Source organism: Listeria grandensis FSL F6-0971 (genome assembly GCF_000525835.1).
Classification (GTDB): Bacteria; Bacillota; Bacilli; order Lactobacillales; family Listeriaceae; genus Listeria_A; species Listeria_A grandensis.
The window spans coordinates 13,737-39,998 of the sequence record NZ_AODD01000012.1; the positions used below are offsets into that span (position 1 = coordinate 13,737).

Consider the following 26,262-nt stretch of genomic DNA (forward strand, 5'->3'; position numbering starts at 1 on the left):
GATCCCCCTCCCCACATTTAATTGTCATGACAACTATATCATAAAAAAAGATATGATAACAGTTATAGCCATTACCATACCCTAAAATAAGATTTTATTTTTCACTATCCATTGCAAATTTACCAACAATCGCAGCCACTAAACCACCAACGATAGGCGCTACAATGAACACCCACAATTGAGATAAAGCTTCACCGCCAGCAAATAGAGCTGGACCAATACTACGAGCCGGGTTAACAGAAGTTCCTGTCAACGGAATGCCTAGTAAGTGAATTAAAACTAAAGTCAAGCCGATAACTAAACCAGCAAAAGCAGGATTTCCTTTTTTACCAGTAACGACGATAATAACTAATACAAATACGAAAGTTAAGATTGCTTCTACTAAGAATGCGCCGCCTGCACCGATATTTCCAAATCCATTTTGACCTAAGTTTTTAGTAGACATGTCAGAAAGATTTAAGAATGAAAGCAATGTAACGGAACCAACAATCGCACCAGCTACTTGCGCCACAATGTATCCAACTAACTCGCTACCTGAAATTCTCTTGTTTAAAAACATCGCAACGGAAACAGCTGGATTCACGTGACATCCAGAAATAGTTCCAATGCTGTACGCCATCGCAACGATTGACAAACCAAATGCCATCGCGATTCCAAGCGTCCCAATCCCTTCAATTCCACCGCCTAAAACTGCGGTACCTGTGCCGAATAAGACCAAAACAAAAGTTCCAATAAATTCAGCAAATAATTTCTTACTCATGTGTTCTCCTCCTTTTGAATTTTTTTCGCACTTACTATATATACCTCGAAATGAGTAATTTGTAAACCTTTATTTTTGTAATAAAATGCACAAATGATGCAAATTTAATGGTATTGACAAAAAGAAGCGCTTACCTTAACGTAGTAGCATAGAGATGTTCCACGTGAAACGTCAATACCTTGCGAAAAGGAGATTTAAAAATGGCAATTATCCAAGTAAAATCGACAAATCCTGATTTCTCCTTTCTAATAAAGAAGAATCCCGACTCAGGCATGATCTTAAGACAAATGCGTAAAGGCGTCGCACACGGCTGGTATTCCCCACAAGATACCTACAACGTTTATTTCAAAGACGCTGATAATGATATTTCCTATAAGAAGTACCGTGATGAAAATTTTGAATATCTCAATCTATCTCGCTATAATTCGAATATTTTCCCATTAAATGCTCTGAGTGAGTTTTTCTCTTTAAAAGAAAGAGATCCGCGCGACCAAGCAGGTTTCACACACGAGTTTCATATTAATATGCTCTACATTCGCCGTGTCCACTATATCGAGTTTTTCCAAAAATATATGCCAGACTACACATTCGAAGTAACGCACCTTTCCGATTCTAACTGGGCGGTGACGATCTCCACAAAATCTAGTCTCTACGATTTGATTCATATTTCCAATCTATTTTGCCTATTTTTCGCTGGTTTTAGTCGCGAATATCTGGATATTACGGACGATTTGCTGAAGAAATACATCAAAAGTGTGCAAATCACAGATCCACCGTTCTATATTCGTAACCTTTTTGTGCATCATTTCTTAACGACTCGCAAACTGTTCAGTCAATTCAAATCAGAACTGGAAGCTACCGACCGTTACGATATTCAGTTCGATTTTGGTGGTACGGCGGTTCAAAGACGGAATTTCATCGCGAGTCAGTTGAATTTTGATAAAGTTATTGTCGATATTGGTTGCGGCGAAGGCTTTTATGCCATTCCATTTGCTGAGAAAACAAAACTTGATTATTACGCAATCGATATTGATCCCGAAATGCTCCTTTTGACCAATAAAAAAGCGGCGAAAAAAGAGCTTGATAACATTATTACCTACTCCTCCTTGGAAACATTCTTGGAAAACGCCCCAACTGAAAAGGTCGATGTTATTTTGACGGAAGTCATTGAACATATGCCTACCAAAATGGCAAAAAAACTGATCCGCAAAATCATCGAAAATATCGATTTTGATACGTGTATTATCACGACACCAAACAGTGAGTTTAATTCCTTTTATGGTTTGGAGGGCTTCCGTCACGATGACCACGATTGGGAAATGAGTACCGAGGAATTCCAAGAATGGCTTACCGAAACGATCGATAATAGTAAAGTCACAGTGGAATTTCAAGCAATTGGTGATGCAGTGAACGGTATTCATACTACGCAAGGCGCGCTTTTAAGGAAAAAGGAGGATTAATATGGAACTAAAAACACAACTCCACACAATTTTCATGCTCGTCGGCCCAACAGAATGCGGAAAAACCACTTTTGCAAATGAAATTCTGATACCACAACTCCAATTTTCTGAACCCGACAAAAATTTTCATGCGAACGTCCAATATCTATCTTCTGATGCAATTCGCCAAGAGATGCTAGGTAAAGACTACGATAAATATGCTCAAATCATGCTCGAAGCAAGTGATCAAACGTTCGAAATGCTGTTCAAAAAACTAGATTTGGTCACAAAATTCCCAATCAACGCCGAATTTGTTGTTTTAGATACAACTGGACTAACCGCTGATTTTCGTGAAAAAGTCCGCGAAACGGCGAAAAATAATAATTACAATGTCGAAATTATCCTTTTTGACTACCGAAATCGTGATGACTACTACGCAAGCGAGCGTTCGAAAAAGCTTATCAGCAACCATGTCACACGTCTGAAAAAGGAAATTTTACCGAATATCGCGCGTGAAAACTACAAACACATCCATCGTGTTCGCGCAAAGAATTTTACGACACAAACGGCGGACTATCAAATTCTGATCACAAACCAAGCCTCATTTTTAAATACGCTTCTACCAACAAATGAGACCTACACAATGATTGGCGACGTTCATGAATGCACGAACGAGCTACAAAACACTCTTGCAAAAATTAGGATGCCAAATCGAAAACGGCAAAATCATACAGAGCCCTCATAAAATGGTTCTCGTTGGTGACTGGATCGATAAAGGAAAAAACACTCGCGAAATTACCGAATTTCTATACGAAAATCAACAATTCTTTCTATTCGTACTTGGAAATCATGAAAACTTTGTTCATAAATACATTTTAGGCGAGATTAAGGGGGCAAATCAAGAAATTGTCGATAATTACTTCGACTCCATTCCTGATTTAGTCGCTGATCCTGAACTTTTTGCGAAATTTGAACATCTTTTCCGATTAGCACAGCCTTTCTATCATTATATTGGTGATGAGACAGCATCCTTTTATGTCACCCACTCGCCGTGTCAGAATAAGTATATTGGCAAACTCGATGGGAACTCCATGCGTCATCAGCGCAATTTCCACCTTGATCGGACAAGACCTGTGCAGGAGCAGCTGACATTCTTGGAAAACGATGCTGTGAATAATTATCCATACCACATTTTCGGACATGTTGCTGCAAAACAAGCATTCCGCATCAAGAATAAGCTTCATCTGGACACTGGTTGTGCGCATGGGAATGAATTAACTGCGGTCACACTAAACTATCGCAAACCCCTTTTCAAATCCGTTCGCTCCGAAAATCAGCAACTCGCTGGCGAATTACCGACGCTTTTCAAACGCGAGCGGCATGTTTCCATCGGCGATCTCGACACAGAATCACTGCGTCGGCTTCATTTCATCGGTGAAAACAAAATCAATTTTATCTCAGGAACGATGTCTCCTGCACCTAAAGACCTAGAAAACAACTCGTTAGAATCGCTAGAAAAAGGACTACATTATTTCGCCGAAAAAGGCATATCCGAAGTTGTTCTACAACCAAAATACATGGGCTCCCGCTGCAACATCTACTTGCATAAAAATACAAAATCCAGTTTCGCGGTCAGTCGAAATGGCTTCAAAATAACTCATATTGACTTAACGCCGATTTACGCATCACTGCACACGCGATTTGGCGAATACATGGAGCAAAATCATATCCAAATGCTCATCTTAGACGGCGAGCTACTTCCTTGGCAGGCGCTCGGCAAAGAACTCATCGAAAAACAATTCCAACCGATGGAAACCGCGTTGCACACCGAGCTCTCCTTTTTGCAAGCACACGGTTTTGATGAGGCTCTATCGCAGCTAATCAGCGAATATGATGCCACTGATTTCGCGGTCGATCAAACCAAACTAACAAAAAAAGAACTCAACGACAAATATAGCTCGCGACTCTATCAAAACTACAAACCATTACACAAAATCAAACAAACCCGTGTGGCATTGGCACAACACCAAGAAGCGTTGCAGACATATAAACAACAACTAGAAATTCACGCGACAGACGCCGAACTAGACTATAAAGCCTTTGCCCTACTTAAAATCATTTACAACGACAGTACTGAACAAATCCCTGCTTGGCCAACTTCTGAGATGTATAGATTCCTTAACGATGACACATTTGTTCAGCTAGATCTCACGCAGCCCGACTACTTGACGATCGCCGAAGCCTATTTCGCCAACCTCACCACAATCAACAAGATGGAAGGCGTCGTCATCAAACCAGAAAAAGTAACACCAAACATCGCGCCATACATGAAAGTGCGCAACATAGACTACTTGTCCATCGTATACGGTTATGACTTCCAGTTCCCACATAAATTGGACAAATTGATAAAACAAAAAAGCATCAACAAAAAGCTGCGAACCTCTATCAAAGAATCCCAACTTGCTTCCAAATTATTAGAAATAAATTGGTCAGAAATCACACCGAACAATCAGAAATTCAACGAAACTGCAGCAAACCTACTATTTGAAGTAGAACAAGAACGCGATATCGATCCTAGATTATAAAGTTTCACGTGAAACATATCAAAAAGAAGCTACCCTCGCCAAATCTATGCGGCAGTAGCTTCTTTTTGTTTACCCTTTTACAGGTTTAATTACAATATAACGATATGGTTCGCGACCTTCTGAATGTGTTTCCACACGCTTATCTTCGCTCAAAATCGCATGAATTGTTTTTCGTTCAAACGAAGGCATCGGCTCTAAATGAACAACTCGGCGCGTCTTCACTGTCTTATCGGCCATTTTCTTACCTAATAAGGTCAATGTTTCATAACGACGTTCCCGGTAATCCCCAACATTTACGACCACATTTTTATATTGGTCTGTATCCTTATTGGCGATCAGTTGCGTCAAATATTGTAGTGCATTTAACGTTTGACCATGTTTTCCAATCAACAATCCTAGATTATTTCCTGACACTTGGATGCTGACTTCCTTACCTTGTTCAGAGACATCAACGGATACTTCCGCACCCATTTTCGTAGCCACGTCAATCACGTATTGGACAGCAGTCTCGATTTGGTTATGCTTTTCGATGACCTTGACCATCGCAAGCCTTGAACCAATCCCGAAAATACCTTTTTTACCCGGATCCATGATTTCCACGTCTACTTTTTCCCGCGTTGTGCCTAAGTCCTTCAACGCGTTTTGAATTGCTTCTTCAACGGTTTGGCCTTGCGCAGTTATATCTCTCACTTTCTCTTCTTACCTCCCTTTTTCGATGCAGGCATTGTCGCTGCTTTCTTTTTAAGTCTTTCTTCTTCCTTCTTAGCTTCTTCCAAAGCCGCAGCTTCGCGTTTTGCCTTGAATGGATTATTGATTAACATCGTTTGGAAAATCGTAAATATATTTCCGACAACCCAGTAAAGCGCTAGTGCTGACGGTAAACTGATACCTGCAAAAAGAATCATCAACGGCATAAAGTAAATAATCATGTTCATTGATTTATTTTGCTGCGTTTGGCCCATCATCGACAATTTAGAAGATATAAACGTCGTCAACGCGGCTAAAATCGGCAAAACGAAATACGGATCTTTATCGCCAAGTGTCATCCATAGGAAATCTTGTGTTTTAATCTCTGCTGTCCGGCTAATCGCTTGGTAGAAACCAAGCAAGATCGGCATTTGGATCAATAACGGCAAACAACCCATCATTGGATTTGCATTGTTTTCTTGATATAAACGCATAGTTTCTTGCTGTAATTTTTGTTTCGTTTCGTTATCTTTTGATTTGTATTTTTCTTGTAGCTCTTTAATTTGCGGCTGCATTGCTGTCATTGCTTTTTGGCTTTTCAGTTGTTTAATCATTAAAGGCATGATCAAAAGTCTGATGACAACGGTCGTCATGATGATCCCCATTGCATAGTTGCCACCAAATAGCTCCGCGAACCAGATGATTACTTGTGATAATGGATAGACAATGTAATGACTCCAAAATCCTGATGACTCCGATGTGATTGGATCAGTTGAAATACCACACCCAGCTAAAACTGCTAACAGCCCCGTCATCAACCCTACTAAAAGTAACTTCTTTTTCAATTGCATTTTCTTCTTCAAATAGTGCTACCTCCACTCTCCGCCTGTATTCTTCTCATAAAATTACTTTTTCTGACCCTGCTTCAAAACTCTAGATAATTTCAAAACATGTATCAAACTTTTTTTAATCTCATGAAAATCCATATTGGCCGCCGGTTTTCTGGCGATGATAATATAGTCATAACCTGGAGCAACTTGCTCATTCAGCTCATGAAAGGTTTGCCTGATGCAACGTTTAATACGATTTCGCACGACAGCGTTTCCAATTTTTTTACTCACAGAAAGCCCAATTCGAAAATGCGTCAAATCTTCCCTTTTAAATATGTAAACGACAAATTGACGATTCGCAAACGACTTCCCTTTCTTAAATACGCGTTGAAACTCATCATCTTTCTTGATACGATATGCTTTTTTCATAAAATCTCCATCTTCTAATCAGATTATCTTGTCCGCAAAATGCACCCCTGTTAAGAAGTTAGGACATCATCTCAACAAATCGGCGGCAAGCGTTCGATTTGTATAAAGCCAAATATACGTCTTACTCCATACTTCAGACTTATTTAGGCTTGTCCCAACCTCTTAACGGTTCACTCTGACGTAAAAAAAACCACTGAGTCTTTTTCAGTGGTCTACGCAGATAAAACTTTTCTTCCTTTACGACGACGACTAGCTAAAACTCTACGTCCATTTTTAGAACTCATACGTTGACGGAAACCATGTACTTTTTTTTCTTTTACGCTTGCTTGGTTGATATGTTCTTTTCATTAATTACACCTCCTAAAAAGGGTCTATTACAAATTCATTCGTATAGACAGTCTTAGACATTGTACAGAAATATATCGAATTTGTCAATAATACCTCGTAACAAAGTAGAATATAAAAACTCTATCTTCCATAATACCATATTTCGAAAGCGATATATACCTATATTTAAAAATTTTTTTATCTAAAAACCTCCACTTCTTTATTTTTGTGGATAAGCACAGCAAACGCAGATTCAACTGCTTAATACTCCTGTTTTGTGGATAACTTCTGCTTTTTCTGAAAAGTTATGCACAATTTAGGGGTAGTTAACCACAGATGCTTGTGGATAACTATTTCACGCGTATTTTTTTATCCAGTCCTAGTTCACAAGTTATTCACAAGCTCATATCCTGTGGACATCTTTTTTCAACAACTGTATAATTTTGTGGATAGAATTTGAAATCCCTTGCGATTGTGTTGTTTTTCTGATAATATATCAATTGTCGAATAGAAAATTATTTGGGGATAACATTATTTATCCACAGTCAACTTTCACTTTGTGGATAACTTCTAAACAGCCCCTGTATAACTTTATCCACGGCTTTACATCACTGTGGATAACTTTTACGTCTAATAAAAAGGGGGGAATACTGTGCAAACAATGGAGGACATATGGAATGAAACCTTGCGAATCGTCAAACAAAATATGAGTAAGCCTAGCTACGATACGTGGATGAAATCAACAACCGCACATTCTCTTGAAGGAAGCACGTTTATCGTAACGGCACCTAATAATTTTGTTCGTGACTGGCTTGAAAAAAGTTATTCACAATTTATCGCTAATATCCTACAAGAAATCACAGGGGAAAATTTCGAAGTTCGATTTATCGATGGCGAGCAAGATGAAGTATTTGATAATTATATTCCACCAAAACCGCGTAATTTAGAGGATGAAATGGACGAAGAGAACTCTAAACATATGCTCAATCCACGTTATGTATTTGATACATTTGTTATTGGTTCAGGGAATCGTTTTGCCCACGCAGCCTCACTGGCAGTGGCCGAAGCACCAGCCAAAGCCTATAATCCACTCTTTATTTATGGTGGTGTCGGACTCGGAAAAACACATTTAATGCACGCGATTGGCCACTATGTTTTAGAGCATAAAACCAATGCCAAAGTGATGTACCTTTCGAGTGAAAAATTTACAAATGAATTCATTAACTCTATTCGAGAAAATAAAGCCGAAGAATTTCGCAATAAATACCGTAATGTTGACGTTCTTCTAATCGATGACATTCAATTTTTAGCTGGAAAAGAAGGAACGCAGGAAGAATTTTTCCATACATTCAACACGCTTTATGATGAGCAAAAGCAGATTATTATTTCTAGCGATCGCCCACCAAAAGAAATTCCCACACTTGAAGATCGCTTACGCTCGCGCTTTGAATGGGGTTTGATTACAGACATTACACCGCCTGATTTGGAAACTCGGATCGCCATTTTGCGCAAAAAAGCCAAAGCTGACGGACTAGACATTCCAAATGAAGTGATGCTCTACATTGCAAATCAAATTGACTCCAATATTCGGGAGCTAGAAGGCGCACTTATACGCGTTGTTGCCTATTCATCGCTTGTTAATAAAGATATCAATGCCAATCTTGCAGCCGAAGCCCTCAAAGATATCATTCCAAATTCGAAATCCCACGTGATCCGAATTCCGGATATCCAAGAAGCTGTCGGCGCCTATTATCACGTTCGCCTAGAAGATTTTAAAGCGAAAAAACGGACGAAAAGCATTGCCTATCCTAGACAAATTGCGATGTATCTTTCCCGTGAGTTAACAGACGCTTCCCTACCTAAAATTGGCGAAGAATTCGGTGGCCGCGACCACACAACCGTTATTCACGCCCACGAAAAAATCTCACAGCTACTGAAAATCGATCAAAACCTGAAAAATGATTTAGCAGAGATTGAAAAAAACTTGAATAAACCACAGAATCTATTTTAAGAACGAAAAGCTGAATGGGCTCGTTCAGCTCCGAAAATTTCGAGGAGCTAGCCCGTGAAGTTGGATCCAAAGGCACAGAGCATAGATAGAACAAATCCAATCCCCAGATCAGCTAAAATGCTCCTTAAAGAGCCTCCACAATATTCACCACACCTGTGCATAATGTGGATAACTAGAACATACTTACTAACAAGTTATCAACATGTGGAAAACTTTATACGACCTAGTCTCAGATATACTTATCCACAAATCCACAGGCCCTATTACTATTACTACGATTTTTTATTAATTAATTAAACATATTTTGATATAATGCTATACTTAGAAAAAGAAACTAAAAAATGGGGGAATTCTCATGAAATTTGTCATTCAGCGCGATCGTCTTGTTCAAGCGGTAAACGAAGTAACGCGTGCTATTTCTTCAAGGACTACTATTCCAATTTTAACGGGGATTAAAATCACTGTAAATGATGAGGGTGTCACATTAACTGGTAGTGATTCTGATATCTCGATCGAAGCTTTTATACCTTTAATTGAAAATGATGAAATTCTAGTGGAAGTCGAGAATTTCGGTAGTATTGTTCTACAAGCTCGCTATTTTGGTGATATTGTTCGTCGTTTGCCTGATGAGAATGTTGAGCTTGAAGTAACAACTAACTATCAAACGAATATTCGCTCTGGACAAGCATCGTTTAACTTGATTGGACTTGATCCAGCGGAGTATCCCAAATTGCCTGAGGTTACGGCGGGGAAAAGCATTCAAATTCCGATTTCTGTTCTTAAAAATATTATTAGACAAACTGTTTTTGCGGTGTCTGCGATTGAAGTTCGTCCTGTTTTAACGGGTGTTAACTGGATGATCAAAAATAATGTCCTTACTGCAGTTGCAACGGATAGTCATCGTTTGGCATTACGCGAAATTCCACTCGCAACCGAGATCGATGAGGAATATAATATCGTTATTCCAGGGAAAAGTTTGTCTGAGTTAAATAAGATTCTGGATGAAGGTACGGACTCTATCGAAATGGTACTCGCAAACAATCAGATTTTATTTAAACTAAAAGACTTGTTATTTTACTCGCGTCTTTTGGAAGGAAGTTATCCTGATACATCTCGACTTATCCCAACGGAAACAAAATCAGACTTAGTAATTAATGCTAAATCATTTTTACAAGCGATTGATCGTGCCTCGCTACTTGCGCGTGAAAATCGTAACAACGTGATTAAATTAATGACTTTAGAAAATGGACAAGTCGAAGTTTCCTCGAATTCTCCGGAAGTCGGGAATGTTTCGGAAAAAGTTTTCAGTCAAAGCTTCACTGGTGAGGAAATCAAAATTTCGTTTAACGGGAAGTACATGATGGATGCATTGCGGGCTTTTGACGGTGCTGATATTCAAATTTCTTTCTCTGGAACTATGCGTCCGTTCGTATTGCGACCAAAAGATGCAGAAAATCCAAACGAAATTTTACAGCTAATCACACCAGTTCGTACGTACTAAAATATTATTTTACCTGCTCAGTGAAAATTGGGCGGGTTTTGTTGTTGTGCCAAAAATACGCAGGGGGCCTTGGGGATATGATTAAAGATATGACCACTGGAAATCCGACGAGAACCATTTTTTACTTTGCGATGCCGATGTTACTAGGAAATTTATTTCAGCAGTTTTATACGATGGTCGATGCGATGATTGTTGGGAAATTTGTTGGTGTGAATGCGCTGGCTGCTGTGGGCGCGACAAATGCGCTCAATTTTTTCTTTTTATCGCTAGTTATTGGATTGATGAGCGGGGTTTCGGTTGTTGTTGCACAATATTTCGGTTTTCAGGATTTTCATAAACTAAAGCAAGTGATTGCAACGGCGAGTATTATGATCATTTCGGTGTCTGTTGTTCTGACCATCATCGGTATTTTATTGGCCAAACCGTTGCTACTACTGATGGGAACGCCTACAGAAATATTGAGCGATTCGGTACTTTTTCTGACGACATTGTTTATTGGAATATTGCCAATGGGGCTTTATAACGGTGTTTCGGCGATTTTAAGGGCGCTTGGAAACTCAATTACGCCACTTTATTTTCTTATTATTTCATCGTTACTCAATATTGCGCTGAGTTTTCTTTTCGTCGTTGGATTTGGTATGGGTGTTGCTGGCGCTGCTTGGGCGACCGTTATTAGTCAGCTCGTTTCGGCAATCCTTTGTATTTTTTACGCCTATCGCAAAATTCCATACATGCGTCTGAAAAGGAAAGATATGCATTTTGATCGCGCTATTTTTAAAGAAATTTTCCGAATTGCGTTTCCTTCTGCGCTGCAAGGGTCGTTTATTTCTATCGGAAATATGGCGATTCAAGGCTTGATTAACAGTTTCGGGGCAACAGTTGTCGCAGCATACACGGCGGCGAGTCGGATTGATTCGCTAACGTATCAACCTGGTATCGCGTTCGGCGCAGCTTCCTCCATGTTCGCTGGCCAAAATATGGGTGCCGGAAAAATAGATCGCGTCAAACAAGGCTTTTGGTCCGGGATAAAAGTCGTAACCATCGTCAGTTTGGCGATCACTGTATTAGTACAGATTTTTGCGCATCAGTTTTTGACACTGTTTCTCGATAGTTCAGCGACGGAAGCTTTATCGATTGGTACCGGTTATTTGAAAATTGTGTCGCTTTTCTATGTTGTCGTTGGTATTTTGTTTGTCGTTCGGGAAACGTTGCGTGGAACTGGAGATGCGATCGTTCCTCTTTGGATGGGAATTTTTGAATTGGTATCGCGACTTGCGATCGGTTTTATTTTGTCCCAATTTTTAGGATATATGGGCTTGTGGTGGGCAACTCCAGTGGCTTGGGTAAGTGCGACGATGCTTGGCTTGTGGCGCTATAAATCAGGGCGTTGGATGCGAAAAGCTGTTATCAAGAAAGAACTATAGTAAAATAAGAGATGCGGAAGTAAGAAAGTGAAGATAAAGGAGTAGAGATAGATGATTATTAGAAAATTGCCTTTAGATAAGTGGGAAAAAGCCTCAGAGATTAGCGTTTTTCGGGAACAAAAAGTGTTTGTTGATTCTGTTGCGGATTCATTAATTCGAATCGATGACGAGCCGGATGACTCCAAGTTGGTCTACAATCCATATGGCATTTATGCAGAAAATGAGCTGGTTGGCTTTATTTTGTATACGTTTGAAGAAGAGTCAAAGGATAATCATTGGATTTCTGGTTTTGTGATCGACAAAGATTACCAACATCAAGGTATCGGTCGCAGAGCTTTGGAGCAACTGGTGGACTTTGTTTTTGTGAAAAATCCAGAGAGCATCGAAGTGAAGCTTGCTGTATCTCCAGAAAATCTGGTCGCAAAGAATCTCTTTTTATCGGTCGGTTTTAAAGATGCTGGATGGAAAAAGGAAAATAAAGAAGTTTTGTGCTTTAAGAACAAAAACCCACTGAGAAGCCCCATATTTATTTATAAGCCAAAATAATATCCCCCTATTAGTTTTGCTAAAATCGGCTAAAAAACGCATATATAAATAATTTCGTTGTATTCTGTCGGATTTTCTAGTAAAATAGAGGAATAGGGCTTATTAAGATTGGACGTGAAAAAATTGGCGGATAGTATTAAAATCAATACCGAATATATTACACTTGGGCAACTGCTTCAAATGATGGATGTCATTTCATCGGGCGGCATGGCGAAAGCATTTTTAAGTGAGAACATGGTGTATATAAACGGAGAAGAAGATAATCGTCGCGGTCGTAAGTTACGAAATGGCGATGTAGTCTTAGTTCCTGGTGAGGGTAAAATCCAGATCCAACAAGGCTGATCAAAGAAGGATAAGGGATTATATGCATTTAGAGAATTTAGTATTGCGACAATTTCGTAACTACAAAGAGCAAGAATTGACATTTGATAATAAGGTCAATCTTTTTCTAGGCGAGAATGCGCAGGGTAAGACTAATCTTTTGGAAGCTATTTTAATGCTCGCAGTTGCGAAATCGCACCGGACGACGAATGATAAGGATTTCATTAGTTGGGACGCTGAATCGGCCAAGATTGAAGGCCGAGTCGAGAAACATGGACATTCTGTGCCACTAGAACTTACGCTGACACAAAAAGGCAAGAAGGCTAAAGTAAACCATTTAGAACAGAAGAAGCTAAGCCAATATGTCGGTAACTTGAACGTGGTTATGTTCGCTCCTGAGGACTTGTCACTCGTAAAAGGCGCACCGGGCGTGAGAAGACGTTTTATCAATATGGAAATCGGTCAAATGCAACCGGTTTACCTGCATGATTTGAGTCAATATCAACGCATTTTGCAGCAACGCAATCATTTTTTAAAGCAAGCACAAATAAAGCGCAAATCAGATCCGACAATGTGGCAAATTTTGACGGAGCAATTCATTGAAGTTGCAGTGAAATTAACGAAGCGCCGAGCGGATTTTATCGAAAGGTTGGAACAATTCGCGGTTCCGATCCATTTTGAAATCTCGCGTGAACTCGAGAACTTGAAATTAGAATACAAGCCATCGGTGGAACTGGAAGGTTCGAATACGGAGGAATGGCAAGCGAATTTATATAAGAAAATGGAATCTATCGCTCAAAGAGAAATCGATCGGGGTGTCACGCTAATCGGACCACACCGAGATGATCTCTTCTTTTATGTCAATGATCAAAACGTGCAGGTGTTCGGCTCCCAAGGGCAACAGCGCACGACGGCTCTTTCTGTGAAACTGGCAGAAATCGATTTGATTTTTGAGGAGACTGGCGAATACCCGGTTTTGTTGCTGGATGATGTGCTTAGTGAGCTCGATGATTTCAGGCAATCTCATTTGTTAGCGACGATTCAAGGCAAGGTGCAGACATTTGTGACAACGACAAGCATTGATGGTATTGACCATGCGACGCTAAACGATGCAACAACATTTTGGGTGGAAAAAGGTACGGTAACTAGGAAATAATTTTTGTAAACGGATAAAGAAAGTGCGGTGGAATGTTAGATGACTGAGGAAAATATGACGAATGTGCAAGGGAATGCGAATGAATATAGTGATGATCAGATTCAAGTTTTAGAAGGTCTGGAAGCTGTTCGTAAAAGACCGGGTATGTATATTGGTTCTACTAGTCAACGTGGTCTACATCATTTGGTCTGGGAGATTGTTGATAATAGTATTGATGAGGCTCTCGCTGGATTTTGTACGGAAATTGAAATTACAATTGAGAAAGATAACAGCATCACTGTACGAGATAATGGTCGTGGAATTCCAACGGGGATCAACGAAAAAGTAGGGCGTCCTACGGTAGAAGTTATTTTCACAGTGCTACATGCCGGCGGTAAATTTGGCGGTGGCGGTTACAAAGTTTCTGGTGGTTTGCACGGTGTTGGTGCTTCTGTCGTGAACGCTTTGTCGACGAATCTAGAGGTACAGGTTCATCGTGATGGCACTCAGTATTACCAACGTTTTGAGCGTGGGGATGTTGTAATGGACTTGGAGGAACGCGGTGATTCTGATTATCGCGGAACGATTGTTCATTTTACTCCGGATCCAGAAATTTTTAAAGAAACGACGGATTTTGAGTATGATACGCTTAGAACGCGTACGCGAGAGCTTGCTTTCTTAAACCGTGGTTTGCAAATTTCGATTGAGGATAGGCGTGAGGGTCAAGAGCAACGCCAAGATTATCATTATGAAGGCGGAATTAAGTCTTATGTAGAGCATTTAAACCGTTCGAAAGAGGTTATCCATGAAGATCCTATTTACATTGAAGGTGAACGTGATGGCATCATGGTGGAAGTTTCGATGCAATATAATACGGGCTTTTCGAGCAATTTGATTTCATTCGCGAACAATATTCATACGTATGAAGGTGGGACGCATGAATCAGGGTTTAAGACGGCTCTGACGCGTGTTATTAATGATTATGCGCGGCGTAATAAGCTGTTTAAAGAGAGTGATGATAACTTGTCTGGTGAAGATGTGCGGGAAGGCTTGACAGCGATCATTTCGATCAAACATCCTGATCCACAATTTGAAGGACAAACGAAAACGAAGCTAGGAAATTCCGAAGCGCGTACAATCACGGATAAGCTATTCTCTGCAGCTTTAGACAAGTTCTTGATGGAAAACCCTACCGTGGCTAGAAAAATCGTTGATAAGGGCGTTGTGGCGAGCCGGGCGCGTCTGGCAGCTAAACGGGCGCGTGAAGTAGCGCGTAAATCAAGTGGTTTAGAAATTTCGAGTCTTCCTGGTAAACTTGCCGATTGTTCTTCTAGGAACCCTGCGATCAGCGAACTTTACATCGTAGAGGGTGACTCTGCCGGTGGTTCGGCTAAGCAAGGACGTGATCGTTTATTCCAAGCGATCCTTCCAATTCGTGGTAAAATTTTGAACGTAGAAAAAGCGCGTTTGGATAAAATTTTAGCGAATGAAGAGATTCGGACGATTTTTACAGCGATGGGAACTGGTTTTGGCGGTGATTTTGATGTTGCGAAATCACGTTATCATAAATTAATTATTATGACCGATGCGGACGTTGATGGTGCGCATATTCGGACATTATTGTTGACGCTTTTCTATCGTTATATGCGTCCATTGGTAGATGCTGGGTATATTTATATCGCGCAACCGCCACTTTATCAAATCAAGCATGGTAAAACGCAGGAGTATGTTTACAGTGATGGTCAGTTGGAAGACTATTTGGCGACATTGGACGCGGATACGAAATATGGTATTCAGCGCTATAAAGGTTTGGGTGAGATGAATCCTGAACAATTGTGGGACACGACAATGAACCCTGAACATCGGACACTACTTCAAGTGAATATTGATGATGCCATTGCGGCCGATGAAACGTTTGAGACGCTTATGGGTGATAATGTGGAACCACGCCGTAAATTTATTGAAGAGAATGCGCAGTATGTCAAAAACCTCGACGTCTAACTGTCTTTCAGCGCACCAGCAAACGCTCATCTGCGTCGTTAAAGGCTCCGTTCCAGTGCTCATGTACAAGTCGTACATTCCGCTCCGGTACTCGCCTTTGCCTAGCAGCTAAGCATTTGCTGGCGCGCTGAGGTTTCCCGTTTCAAGTCGGGGGGACAAGAATGAGACAAGAGCTTTAGAGATAAAAGAATATTAATATTTCCCGGGAAATATTTTGGGAAATACATATCATATGGGTTGTAATTTGAAGGAGGTTTCTTGAAAAATGTCAGAAACACCAGAGTCAAGAGTGACGGAAATCAATTTAAATAAAGAGATGCGTACTTCTTTTCTAGATTATGCAATGAGTGTTATTGTGGCTCGTGCTCTTCCAGATGTTAGAGATGGCTTGAAACCTGTGCATCGTCGGATTTTGTATGCGATGAATGATCTTGGTATGACGTCTGATAAGGCTTATAAGAAATCAGCGCGTATTGTCGGGGAAGTTATCGGTAAGTATCATCCGCATGGTGATACGGCGGTTTATTTCACGATGGTTCGGATGGCGCAAGATTTTAGTTATCGTAATATGCTTGTTGATGGGCACGGGAACTTCGGGTCTGTCGATGGTGATATGGCGGCTGCGATGCGTTATACGGAAGCTAGAATGTCTAAGATTTCAATGGAGCTTTTGCGTGATATTAACAAGGATACGATTGATTATGTCGATAACTATGATGGTTCGGAACGTGAGCCTAATATTTTGCCAGCTCGTTTTCCTAACTTGCTTGTCAATGGTTCGTCAGGGATTGCGGTTGGGATGGCAACAAATATTCCAACGCATCATCTTGGTGAGGTTATCGATGGTGTGCTTGCGTTAAGTAATAATCCTGATATCGAGATCCGTGAGTTGATGGAGCATATTCCTGGTCCTGATTTCCCTACTGCTGGGATGATTATGGGACGTTCTGGGATTCGCCGTGCTTATGAAACTGGTCGTGGTTCGATCACGCTTCGGGCTCGTGTGGAGATTGAAACGAAGAGTAATGGTAAAGAGACTATCGTTATTACGGAGTTGCCATATCAAGTGAATAAAGCGCGTTTGCTAGAACGTATTGCAGAACTTGCGCGTGAGAAGAAAATTGATGGTATAACATCTGCTAATGATGAGTCTGACCGTACAGGTATGCGTATGGTTATTGAGGTTCGTCGTGATGTCAGTGCCAGCGTTATTATTAACAATTTGTATAAAATGACAGCTCTCCAAACGACTTTTGGGATTAATATGTTGGCACTTGTTGCGAATCATCCAAAAGTGTTGAATTTGAAAGAGATTTTATATCATTATTTAGAGCATCAAAAAATCGTTATCCGTCGCCGTACGGAATTTGAACTGCGTAAAGCCGAGGCTCGTGCGCATATTCTAGAAGGTTTGCGGATCGCGCTTGATAATATTGATGCGGTTATAAAATTAATTCGGGCTTCGAAAACGGCAGATATTGCCAAAGAAGGTTTGATGACGCAATTTAGCCTTTCTGATAAACAGGCGCAAGCAATTCTGGATATGCGTTTGCAACGTTTGACTGGTTTGGAACGCGATAAAATCGAGGATGAGTTCAATAGTCTAATGGTTCTTATCACAGATCTAAAAGCAATTTTAGGTGACGATGAGCGTATTTTGGAGATTATTCGTGAGGAATTGACGGAGATCAAAGAGAAGTATGCGGACAAACGTCGTACGGAAATTTTGGCGGGTGATTTGGTCAGTTTGGAAGATGAGGATTTAATTCCTGAAGAGGAAGTCGCGATTACGCTTACGAATAAGGGCTATATCAAGCGTCTGCCGCTTTCAACTTATCGTAGTCAGCGCCGTGGTGGTCGTGGTGTACAAGGAATGGGCACGCATGAAGATGATTTCGTGGAGCACCTTGTGGCTACGAGTACGCATGATACACTGCTATTCTTTACGAATACCGGGAAAGTTTACCGTGCAAAAGGATATGAAATTCCGGAATACAGCCGTACTGCAAAAGGAATTCCGATTATCAACTTGCTTGGCATCGAGAGCCAGGAGAAAGTGAATGCCGTGATTAATCTGCGCGACTTCACGGATGATCAATATTTGTTCTTTACAACGAAACTCGGCGTCGTGAAACGTAGCACGTTGACGCAATTCGCGAAGATTCGTCAAAGTGGTTTACGTGCTGTGGAACTTCGTGAAAATGATGAATTGATTTCGGTTCAAATGACAGACGGTAGCAAGAAGATCATCATTGGAACGAAATTTGGTCAATCGATCTATTTTGAGGAGACTGACATTCGCGTTATGGGTCGTACAGCGGCTGGTGTGCGTGGTATTCGTCTTCGTGAAGATGATGAGGTTGTTGGCATGGAAATCCTTGAAGATGACGAGAAAGTGCTTGTCGTGACGGAGAACGGCTATGGTAAGCAAACATTGGCGAGCCAGTACCCACTTCGTAATCGTGGTGGTATGGGTGTTAAAACCATCAACATCACGGAGAAGAACGGAAATCTTGTCGCTCTGAAAACTGTAACTGGTGAGGAAGACTTGATGCTGATGACTATCGGTGGCGTTTTGATCAGGTTCTCGGTGGGTGATATTTCTCAAACTGGCCGTAGCGCGATGGGTGTGAAGCTGATTCGTCTGGACGGTGATGAATTTGTAGCGACAGTTGCAAAAGTGCCGAAAGAAGAAGAGGACGAGTTTGTGGATGAGGAAGCTTCTGATGGTGAAGTGCCTGGTATAGAAGAAACATCTGCAGAAAATGAAACAACAGAGGAATAATAATCAGAGCAATAAGTTTGATTCTAAGCTTATTGCTTTTTTGTATGTTATTTTATGGGGATAACTAAATTAATTAACCCGAAACTATTGTTATTCACATGTGGATAAGTTAGAATAAAGGGTAAGATATTTTTAAAATCATTGAAAATCTGGAGATGTGGATAACTATTTTCGGATAATTATATAAAACCAATCATTATTAGCTTTGGTGAAAGCGGAGCAAATGTTGATGATATGCACAGGTCATGTGCCAAAATTTATTCGATTAGGAAATCAGGCTTCTTTGTGAGCATTTTTTCTAGGAAGGTGAGGGTAAAGAATGGAATTTGATACAATTGCTGCGATCTCAACACCGCCGGGCGAGGGAGCCATTGCTATTATTCGTTTGAGCGGTGATGAGGCGATTCAGATAGCGGATCGCATTTTTTGTGCGCAAAAATCGTTAAGTGAGGTCGAGAGCCACACGATTCATTATGGTCATATTGTGGACCCGATCACGGAGGAGACGGTCGAGGAGGTCATGGCGACGGTAATGCGTGCCCCGCGGACGTTTACTCGGGAAGATGTGATCGAAATTAATGCGCATGGTGGGATTGTTTCGGTGAATCGGGTGCTGCAATTATTGCTTCGAAATGGGGCGAAATTGGCGGAGCCTGGCGAATTTACGAAACGGGCTTTTTTGAATGGACGGATTGATTTGTCGCAAGCAGAAGCGGTGATGGATTTGATTCGTGCGAAGACGGATCGCGCGATGGGTGTCGCTTTGCAACAGATGGACGGTAGTTTGTCGCGGCTGATTCGCAATTTAAGACAGGAAATTTTAGATGCTTTGGCGCAGGTCGAAGTGAACATAGATTATCCGGAATATGACGACGTGGAAGAGATGACGCAGCGGATGCTGGTGGAGAAGGCGCAATTGGTGCGGGCGTCGGTGGAGCAGTTGCTGTTGACGGCGCAACAGGGCAAGATTTTGCGTGAGGGACTGGCAACGGCGATTATTGGTCGGCCGAACGTTGGGAAATCATCGCTTTTAAACCAGTTAATTCAGGAGGAAAAGGCGATCGTGACGGATATTGCGGGTACGACGCGGGATATTATTGAAGAGTATGTGAATGTTCGCGGTGTTCCGCTACGCTTAATTGATACGGCGGGGATTCGTGAGACGGAAGATATTGTTGAAAAAATTGGCGTGGAACGGTCACGCAAAGCTTTGCAGGAAGCGGATTTTATTTTGTTGGTGTTGAATCAAAATGAGTCGCTGAGTGTAGAGGATGAGGCATTATTTGAGGCGGTCGCGGGTCAGAATTTTGTGGTTGTTTTGAATAAGACGGATTTAGCGCAGAAGATTGATGTGGCGCGGGTTCGGGAGCTTGCTGGGGAACATCCGGTGGTCGAGACGTCGCTTGTGAATGATGCGGGACTTGCGCAGCTTGAGATCGCGATTAAGGATTTGTTTTTTGCGGGGGAAATTGATGCGGGTGACGCGACGTATGTTTCGAATGCGCGCCATATTGCGCTTTTACACGAGGCGATTGGTGCGATTGAGGCAGTTATTGATGGCGTGGAAGCTGGGATGCCAGTGGATATCGTTCAAATCGACATGACGCGAGCTTGGGATTTACTTGGAGAAATTATCGGTGAATCGGTGCAAGATGAGTTGCTTGACCAGTTATTTAATCAATTTTGTTTAGGAAAGTGATGTGTTAAAATATGCAAACTTATGATGCGGGATATTATGATGTGATTGTTGTTGGTGCGGGACATGCGGGCGTGGAAGCGGGCTTAGCTAGTGGTCGAATCGGCGCGAAAACATTGATGCTCACAATTAATTTAGATATGGTGGCGTTCATGCCTTGTAATCCTTCTGTCGGAGGACCGGCAAAAGGCGTCGTTGTGCGTGAAATCGATGCGCTCGGCGGTGAAATGGGACGAAATACGGATAAAACGCACATTCAAATGCGGATGCTAAACACCGGAAAAGGTCCAGCGGTTCGTGCGTTGCGTGCGCAATCGGATAAATGGGATTATCAACACGAAATGAAGCATACGATTGAAAAAGAAGAAAATATCACGCTGCGTCAAGGCTTGGTAGATCGTCTTGTTGTGGAGGATGGTGTTTGTAAAGGTGTCATCACGAACAGCGGCGCGATTTATTACGCGAAAACGGTCGTGTTGACAACGGGGACATTTTCACGTGGTGAGATTATTGTCGGGGAACTGCGTTATTCGAGTGGTCCGAACAATCAGCAGCCGTCTATCAAGCTTTCTGAGCACTTGGAAGAGCTAGGTTTTGAGTTGCGTCGTTTTAAAACAGGTACACCGCCGCGTGTGAAGTCGAGTTCGATCGATTATTCGCAAACGGAAGAGCAACCTGGAGACGATGTTCCGCGTGCATTTAGTTATGAAACGGTGGACTTCATTATGGATCAGTTGCCATGTTGGTTGACGTACACGAATGAGGCGACACATCAAATCATCGAGAAGAATTTGCATCGTTCACCGATGTTCACCGCAACTAAAAAGGGAACGGGTGCGCGTTATTGCCCGTCGATTGAAGACAAGATTGTGCGTTTTAGCGATAAGCCGCGCCATCAAATTTTCTTAGAGCCTGAGGGTCGTAATACGGAAGAGGTTTACGTGCAAGGTTTGTCAACGAGTTTGCCAGAGGATGTGCAGCGCGATATGTTGGCGACGATTCCTGGTCTTGAGAATGTGGAAATGATGCGTGTTGGATATGCCATTGAATATGATGCAGTGATGCCAGAGCAATTGTGGCCGTCGCTTGAAACGAAGCGAATCGAGAATTTATATACGGCAGGTCAGTTGAATGGGACAAGTGGCTATGAGGAGGCTGCAGGACAAGGCTTAATGGCTGGAATCAACGCAGCGCGCCGTGCATTTGGGAAAGAGCCGGTTGTGCTTGGGCGCGATCAAGGCTATATCGGTGTTCTCATTGACGATCTTGTAACGAAGGGAACGGATGAGCCATATCGCTTATTGACGTCTCGTGCGGAGTATCGCTTGTTGTTACGCCACGACAATGCCGATTTGCGCTTAACAGAGATTGGTCATGAAATTGGTCTAATCAGTGATGAACGTTATGCTCGTTTTGTAGCGAAACGTGAAGCTATTGAGGCTGAAAAACAACGACTGAAAACGACACGTATCAAACCGACTGCGGCTGTTCAAAAAATGTTAGTTGATATGGGTAGCACGGAGCTCAAGGATGGCGTTTTAGCTGCGGATTTCTTGAGACGCCCGGAGATTACGTATGATATTTTGATGGGAATTGTTCCACGTGAAACATCATTGACTCCAGATATCGAAGAACAGGTCGAAATTCAGATTAAATACGAAGGTTATATCGAGAAATCATTGAACCAAGTGGAAAAAATGAAGCGTATGGAAGGCAAAAAAATCCCTGAAAATATAGATTATGATGCGATTGGTAGCTTAGCAACAGAAGCTTTGGAGAAATTGAAAAAAATCCAACCGCTCTCGATTGCGCAGGCTAGCCGTATTTCAGGTGTTAATCCAGCAGATATTTCCATCTTGTTAGTTTATATTGAGCAAGGAAAAATCGCGAAAACAAAGTGAGGGAAAAACGTGAATCCAGAACAGTTTAGAGAACAGTTATTGCAAAAAGGTATCGAGTTATCAGATGAACAAATGGTGCAATTTGACATATACTTCAAGATGCTTGTAGAATGGAACGAAAAAATGAATTTGACGGCAATTACAGATCGCGATGAAGTGTATTTGAAGCATTTCTATGATTCAATCTCGGCTACTTTTTATGTTGATTTTCAAAAGGTAGGAACGGTTTGTGATGTTGGTGCGGGTGCGGGTTTTCCAAGTATTCCAATCAAGATTTGCTTCCCAAATTTGGATGTAACCATCGTGGATTCCTTACAAAAACGGATTACCTTTTTAGATGCACTTGCTGCGGAATTGAAGCTGGATAATATCCATTTCCACCACGCAAGAGCTGAAGAATTTGGCCAAGATAAAGCGTTTCGTGGGAGCTTTGACTTGGTTACTGCTCGTGCTGTAGCCAGAATGAGTGTGCTGACGGAACTTTGTTTACCGCTTGTCAAAAAAGGCGGTTTTTTCCTAGCGATGAAGGCGATGCAGGCCGAGCAAGAGCTGAAAATCGGAGCGAAAGCGATCGCAACACTTGGCGGGAAGGTCAAAGATCACTACGCGTTTTCCTTACCAATCGAAGAAAGCGAACGCAATTTATATTTGATTGAAAAAGTAAAAGAGACGCCAAACAAGTACCCGCGCAAAGCTGGTACGCCAAACAAACAGCCAATTGAATAAAAAGCATATATTTATGAACAATTTTCTGCTAAAATGGACAGAGTAGATAAGGTGAAGTTACAAACTATCGAACAACCGATTTCCGTAGACATCTCGCCGAACCCGAACCCGAGTTCGAGATGTCCACTGAAATGAGCGTTTGTCGACATGTTGGACAATATTCATGCTTAACATTTAGAAGGGATGATTTGATAATGCCTTTTTCGCGCTTATTCGGAAAGAAAGATAAGGAATATATTGAGATTGAAACGGAAGAAACCGTGGAGGAGTTTACGCAACAAATCGTGGAACTTCCTGTTGCAGCCATCATTCCAAATCGTTATCAGCCCAGAACGGTCTTTGATTCGTCCAAAATTGAAGAACTAGCTAGAACGATCCGTATTCATGGAGTTATTCAGCCAATTGTTGTGCGTGAATATGAGCCTGAAAAATATGAAATTATCGCTGGTGAGCGTAGGTTTCGTGCTGTTTCTTCATTAGCATGGGACAGCATTCCAGCTATTATTCAAAACCTGGCAGATGATGAAGTAGCATCGATCGCCTTGATTGAAAATTTGCAGCGCGAAGAATTGACACCAATCGAAGAAGCTAAAGCCTATCAAAGCTTGCTGGACATGCAAGAAGTAACCCAAGAAGCACTAGCTCAACGCGTTGGTAAAAGTCAATCCGCAATTGCCAATAAAATACGTTTACTAAGATTACCTGAAGCAGCGCAGCAAGCCGTTTTAAATAAACAAATCTCAGAGCGTCATGGTCGTTCCTTACTTATTTTAGAGACGGAAGAGCAACAATTAGAGGTTCTCTCAAAAATTATCGAGAACAAATGGAACGTGAAAGAAACGGAGCAACATATTGAAACACTAATTGCGAAACCAAAACCCAAAAAAGCAAAACCGAAACGCCAGGCGATCAGCCGTGACGTTCGAATAGCGGTCAACACGATTAAGCAGTCGGTAACGATGGTTCAAGATAATGGAATGAATTTACAAATGGAAGAGGAAGAGTCTGATGATTATTATCAAATCACGATCCAAATTCCAAAACAAAAAACAAAATGAACTTTCCAAAACAGATCTCCGAAATACAGGATTTCTGTTTTTTTTTATTGCTCGAACTCACAATTGAAAACAGTAGGTAAAAAAAGAGTCTCCCAATGAAAATGCTTTCAAAGTACATCGAGCTACTAGTTTGCAATTTATTAAAATTTTTTTTGATGATATTAATCAACTTTCAGGGAAACATGGCAGAGTTGTTTTCGTAGATTAATCAACATTTTCTATCGCCTTCAAATCAAACGGACTGACTTCATATCTACGTTTTTCTTGCTTTCGATATATTGCGTAAATAGTAATTGTTAAGGGGGCTAGCTCGCATCAGAAGTACACAGTGATAACATAGCTTCAGAACTCGTGTCAACTTTGAAAGCTAAGGCTGACGTACGGCTCTATAAAAATGCGTCCTTTTTAAGTTTTTTTATCCCTTTCCCCTTTTTATGGAGTTAAGTAATTTATCGTACTATATCTATTTTTTCGAGTTTCAATCAACGGTGTAATCCAATGAATTAGATTAATTCGAGAAAAAAAATAATGCATTGATTAAAGAGAAATTTTTTGGTATCATTCATCCTAGCACGTAGTTTAAGAAAGTTGAGGTAGGGTATGAATTTAAATTTTTGGGTGATAACCCCTTTTGAAAAACCAGACGTAAGACTTGCAGTGGAGGTTAAAAAAGCTGGAGGTTTTCCTGTTTTGCATCTGGGCAGGAATATGGAACAAGCAAAAGAAGCATTGAAAGAATTAGCGATGAGGATAGACCATTTTGGTGTTTGTATTTCAGATCTAAGTATGACAGATATAGAATTGCCAATAAATGCAACAACAGTTATTCAGCCGTGGGGCTTTCCAGATAGTAAAGAGCAAGAAGTGGTATGGCAGATCCATTCTGTTAAAGAAGCGCAAGAAGCAGTATATCAGAATGCAAGCAAATTAATTATCAAGGGAGCAGAAGGGGCTGGATTGAGTGGAAATGAAACATCTTTCTTGATGTTCCAACAAATCAATGAGTTGTGTAAAGAAGTGGAAGTTTTCATTCAAGGTGGAGTAGGTGTACACAGTGCAGCAGCTTACAGTGCTCTTGGTGCAGCAGGAATTGTTATGGATTCCCAAGTAGCATTATTTCCTGAATGCTCCCTTCCAGAGGCAGATAAAAAACATCTTAGTCATCTGAGCGGCAACGAAATTCAAGACAATGACGGTTATAAATTTTATATATTACCAAATAAAGAGCAGCTAACGTTAGGGCAAGATATATTGCTAGCTGTTGACTTGGTAGGCGAATATAGGCATCTGAAATATTTGGTAAAAGCTATTTCTCGCGCGATTGTTTCGCATGTGAAACAAGCAAAACAACACGATACATTTGGACAAGATTCAGCACTTTCTGAAGAATTGGGTATAAAGTACCCCATCGCGCAAGGTCCGATGGCGCGTGTCAGTGATATACCAGAATTTTTAGATGATGTAGCATTGGGTGGAGGATTACCGTTTTTTGCCATGAGCATGCTTTCTGGAGAAGTCGCAGAAAATGCTCTAGAAAAAACAGCTGAAATTTTAGGAGATAAACCTTGGGGTGTGGGGATTTTAGGCTTCATTTATCCTTCGATATTGGAAGAGCAGACACGATTGATATTAAAAGCAAAGCCTACACATGTTTTAATTGCAGGCGGTAGACCAGCACAAGCTAAAGTATTTGAAAATGCGGGTATTAAAGTTTTAATCCATACACCTGCGCCTGGTCTTTTGGATATGTTTATTAAAGATGGTGCGCGTAAGTTTATCTTTGAAGGTAGAGAGAGCGGCGGGCATGTTGGATCTATTTATTCTACGATTTTATGGGAAAAGCAAATCAATAAAATATTGAAAATTAACAAGCCATCAGAGGTAACTGCGTTTTTTGCTGGTGGTATTCATGATGATTTATCAGCTGCGTTTGTTCGTATTATGACCGCTCCTTTAGCAGTTAGGGATGTAAAAGTTGGCTTATTATGTGGAACAGCCTATTTGTATTCTAACGAAATTGTGGAACGTAAAGCAATTACGAGCACATATCAAAATATTTTAGTAGAAAAAAATCAAACGTTGATTCTTGATGCCGGTAAA

19 protein-coding genes and 1 pseudogene are annotated in these 26,262 nt (G+C 41.1%); 15 read left to right on the top strand and 5 right to left on the bottom strand.

The annotated features are described in order from the left end of the window. Positions 1-94: 94 nt before the first annotated feature. The gene (locus PGRAN_RS08215) at positions 95-760 is read right to left on the bottom strand and encodes an aquaporin (protein ID WP_036066407.1); all 666 of its coding nucleotides are present in this window, start codon (positions 758-760) and stop codon (positions 95-97) included. A gap of 200 nt (positions 761-960) precedes the next feature. Here PGRAN_RS08215 and PGRAN_RS08220 point away from each other — a divergent pair, with 200 nt between their 5' ends. From PGRAN_RS08220 to PGRAN_RS08225, 3 genes are read left to right on the top strand one after another with little or no spacing between them, the layout of a single operon-like run. Continuing rightward, positions 961-2,220, top strand: a complete 1,260-nt coding sequence (locus PGRAN_RS08220) for a class I SAM-dependent methyltransferase (RefSeq protein WP_036066409.1) — start codon at positions 961-963, stop codon at positions 2,218-2,220. A gap of 1 nt (position 2,221) precedes the next feature. After that, positions 2,222-2,944 (top strand): AAA family ATPase, encoded by a 723-nt coding sequence (locus tag PGRAN_RS17630; RefSeq protein WP_338151709.1) that lies wholly within the window; start codon positions 2,222-2,224, stop codon positions 2,942-2,944. Beyond that, positions 2,859-4,784: a metallophosphoesterase gene (locus PGRAN_RS08225; protein WP_338151710.1), complete on the top strand. Its 1,926-nt coding sequence runs from the start codon at positions 2,859-2,861 to the stop codon at positions 4,782-4,784. Before PGRAN_RS17630 ends, PGRAN_RS08225 begins: the two co-directional genes overlap by 86 nt. Before the next feature lie 69 nt (positions 4,785-4,853). Here the strand turns inward: PGRAN_RS08225 and jag are convergent, their stop codons facing one another. From jag to rpmH, 4 genes and pseudogenes are all read right to left on the bottom strand, one after another. Next, entirely contained in the window at positions 4,854-5,474 is a 621-nt protein-coding gene (gene jag, locus PGRAN_RS08230) for an RNA-binding cell elongation regulator Jag/EloR (protein WP_036066410.1), read from the bottom strand. Then, complete coding sequence (yidC, locus tag PGRAN_RS08235) at positions 5,471-6,334, bottom strand: membrane protein insertase YidC (RefSeq protein ID WP_036066411.1); 864 nt, start codon at positions 6,332-6,334, stop codon at positions 5,471-5,473. The genes jag and yidC overlap by 4 nt, the downstream gene beginning before the upstream one ends. Positions 6,335-6,376: 42 nt before the next feature. Continuing rightward, on the bottom strand, positions 6,377-6,730 hold the full coding sequence (gene rnpA, locus PGRAN_RS08240) for a ribonuclease P protein component (RefSeq protein WP_036066412.1): 354 nt from the start codon (positions 6,728-6,730) through the stop codon (positions 6,377-6,379). A 212-nt stretch (positions 6,731-6,942) separates the two neighbouring features. Continuing rightward, positions 6,943-7,078: pseudogene (gene rpmH, locus PGRAN_RS16280) on the bottom strand (50S ribosomal protein L34). A 631-nt stretch (positions 7,079-7,709) separates the two neighbouring features. On the opposite strand from rpmH, the gene dnaA reads away from it, so the two are divergent. The 12 genes from dnaA to noc all read left to right on the top strand — a co-directional run bounded on the left by dnaA (position 7,710) and on the right by noc (position 24,162). Beyond that, complete coding sequence (gene dnaA / locus PGRAN_RS08245; RefSeq protein WP_036066414.1) at positions 7,710-9,068, top strand: chromosomal replication initiator protein DnaA; 1,359 nt, start codon at positions 7,710-7,712, stop codon at positions 9,066-9,068. Positions 9,069-9,423: 355 nt separating this feature from the next. After that, positions 9,424-10,569 carry a DNA polymerase III subunit beta gene (gene dnaN, locus PGRAN_RS08250; protein ID WP_036066415.1) on the top strand — a complete coding sequence of 382 codons (1,146 nt, stop codon included), beginning with the start codon at positions 9,424-9,426 and terminating at the stop codon, positions 10,567-10,569. A 77-nt stretch (positions 10,570-10,646) separates the two neighbouring features. Then, positions 10,647-11,993 (top strand): MATE family efflux transporter, encoded by a 1,347-nt coding sequence (locus PGRAN_RS08255; RefSeq protein WP_036066416.1) that lies wholly within the window; start codon positions 10,647-10,649, stop codon positions 11,991-11,993. Between the two features lie 51 nt (positions 11,994-12,044). Continuing rightward, positions 12,045-12,539, top strand: coding sequence for a GNAT family N-acetyltransferase (locus PGRAN_RS08260; protein ID WP_036066417.1), 495 nt, complete (start codon positions 12,045-12,047; stop codon positions 12,537-12,539). 108 nt (positions 12,540-12,647) lie between these two features. After that, complete coding sequence (gene yaaA, locus PGRAN_RS08265; protein WP_277619714.1) at positions 12,648-12,881, top strand: S4 domain-containing protein YaaA; 234 nt, start codon at positions 12,648-12,650, stop codon at positions 12,879-12,881. Between the two features lie 22 nt (positions 12,882-12,903). After that, entirely contained in the window at positions 12,904-14,016 is a 1,113-nt protein-coding gene (gene recF / locus PGRAN_RS08270) for a DNA replication/repair protein RecF (protein WP_036066418.1), read from the top strand. 39 nt (positions 14,017-14,055) lie between these two features. Next, on the top strand, positions 14,056-15,996 hold the full coding sequence (gene gyrB / locus PGRAN_RS08275; protein WP_051998514.1) for a DNA topoisomerase (ATP-hydrolyzing) subunit B: 1,941 nt from the start codon (positions 14,056-14,058) through the stop codon (positions 15,994-15,996). A gap of 265 nt (positions 15,997-16,261) precedes the next feature. Further along, the gene (gyrA, locus tag PGRAN_RS08280) at positions 16,262-18,781 is read left to right on the top strand and encodes a DNA gyrase subunit A (protein ID WP_036066419.1); all 2,520 of its coding nucleotides are present in this window, start codon (positions 16,262-16,264) and stop codon (positions 18,779-18,781) included. A 319-nt stretch (positions 18,782-19,100) separates the two neighbouring features. Next, positions 19,101-20,480 (top strand): tRNA uridine-5-carboxymethylaminomethyl(34) synthesis GTPase MnmE, encoded by a 1,380-nt coding sequence (mnmE, locus tag PGRAN_RS08285; RefSeq protein ID WP_036066421.1) that lies wholly within the window; start codon positions 19,101-19,103, stop codon positions 20,478-20,480. A gap of 11 nt (positions 20,481-20,491) precedes the next feature. Beyond that, positions 20,492-22,378, top strand: coding sequence for a tRNA uridine-5-carboxymethylaminomethyl(34) synthesis enzyme MnmG (mnmG, locus tag PGRAN_RS08290; protein ID WP_036066422.1), 1,887 nt, complete (start codon positions 20,492-20,494; stop codon positions 22,376-22,378). Between the two features lie 9 nt (positions 22,379-22,387). Continuing rightward, positions 22,388-23,104: a 16S rRNA (guanine(527)-N(7))-methyltransferase RsmG gene (gene rsmG, locus PGRAN_RS08295; protein ID WP_036066424.1), complete on the top strand. Its 717-nt coding sequence runs from the start codon at positions 22,388-22,390 to the stop codon at positions 23,102-23,104. Positions 23,105-23,298: 194 nt separating this feature from the next. Next, entirely contained in the window at positions 23,299-24,162 is an 864-nt protein-coding gene (gene noc, locus PGRAN_RS08300) for a nucleoid occlusion protein (protein ID WP_036066425.1), read from the top strand. Positions 24,163-26,262 lie beyond the last annotated feature (2,100 nt).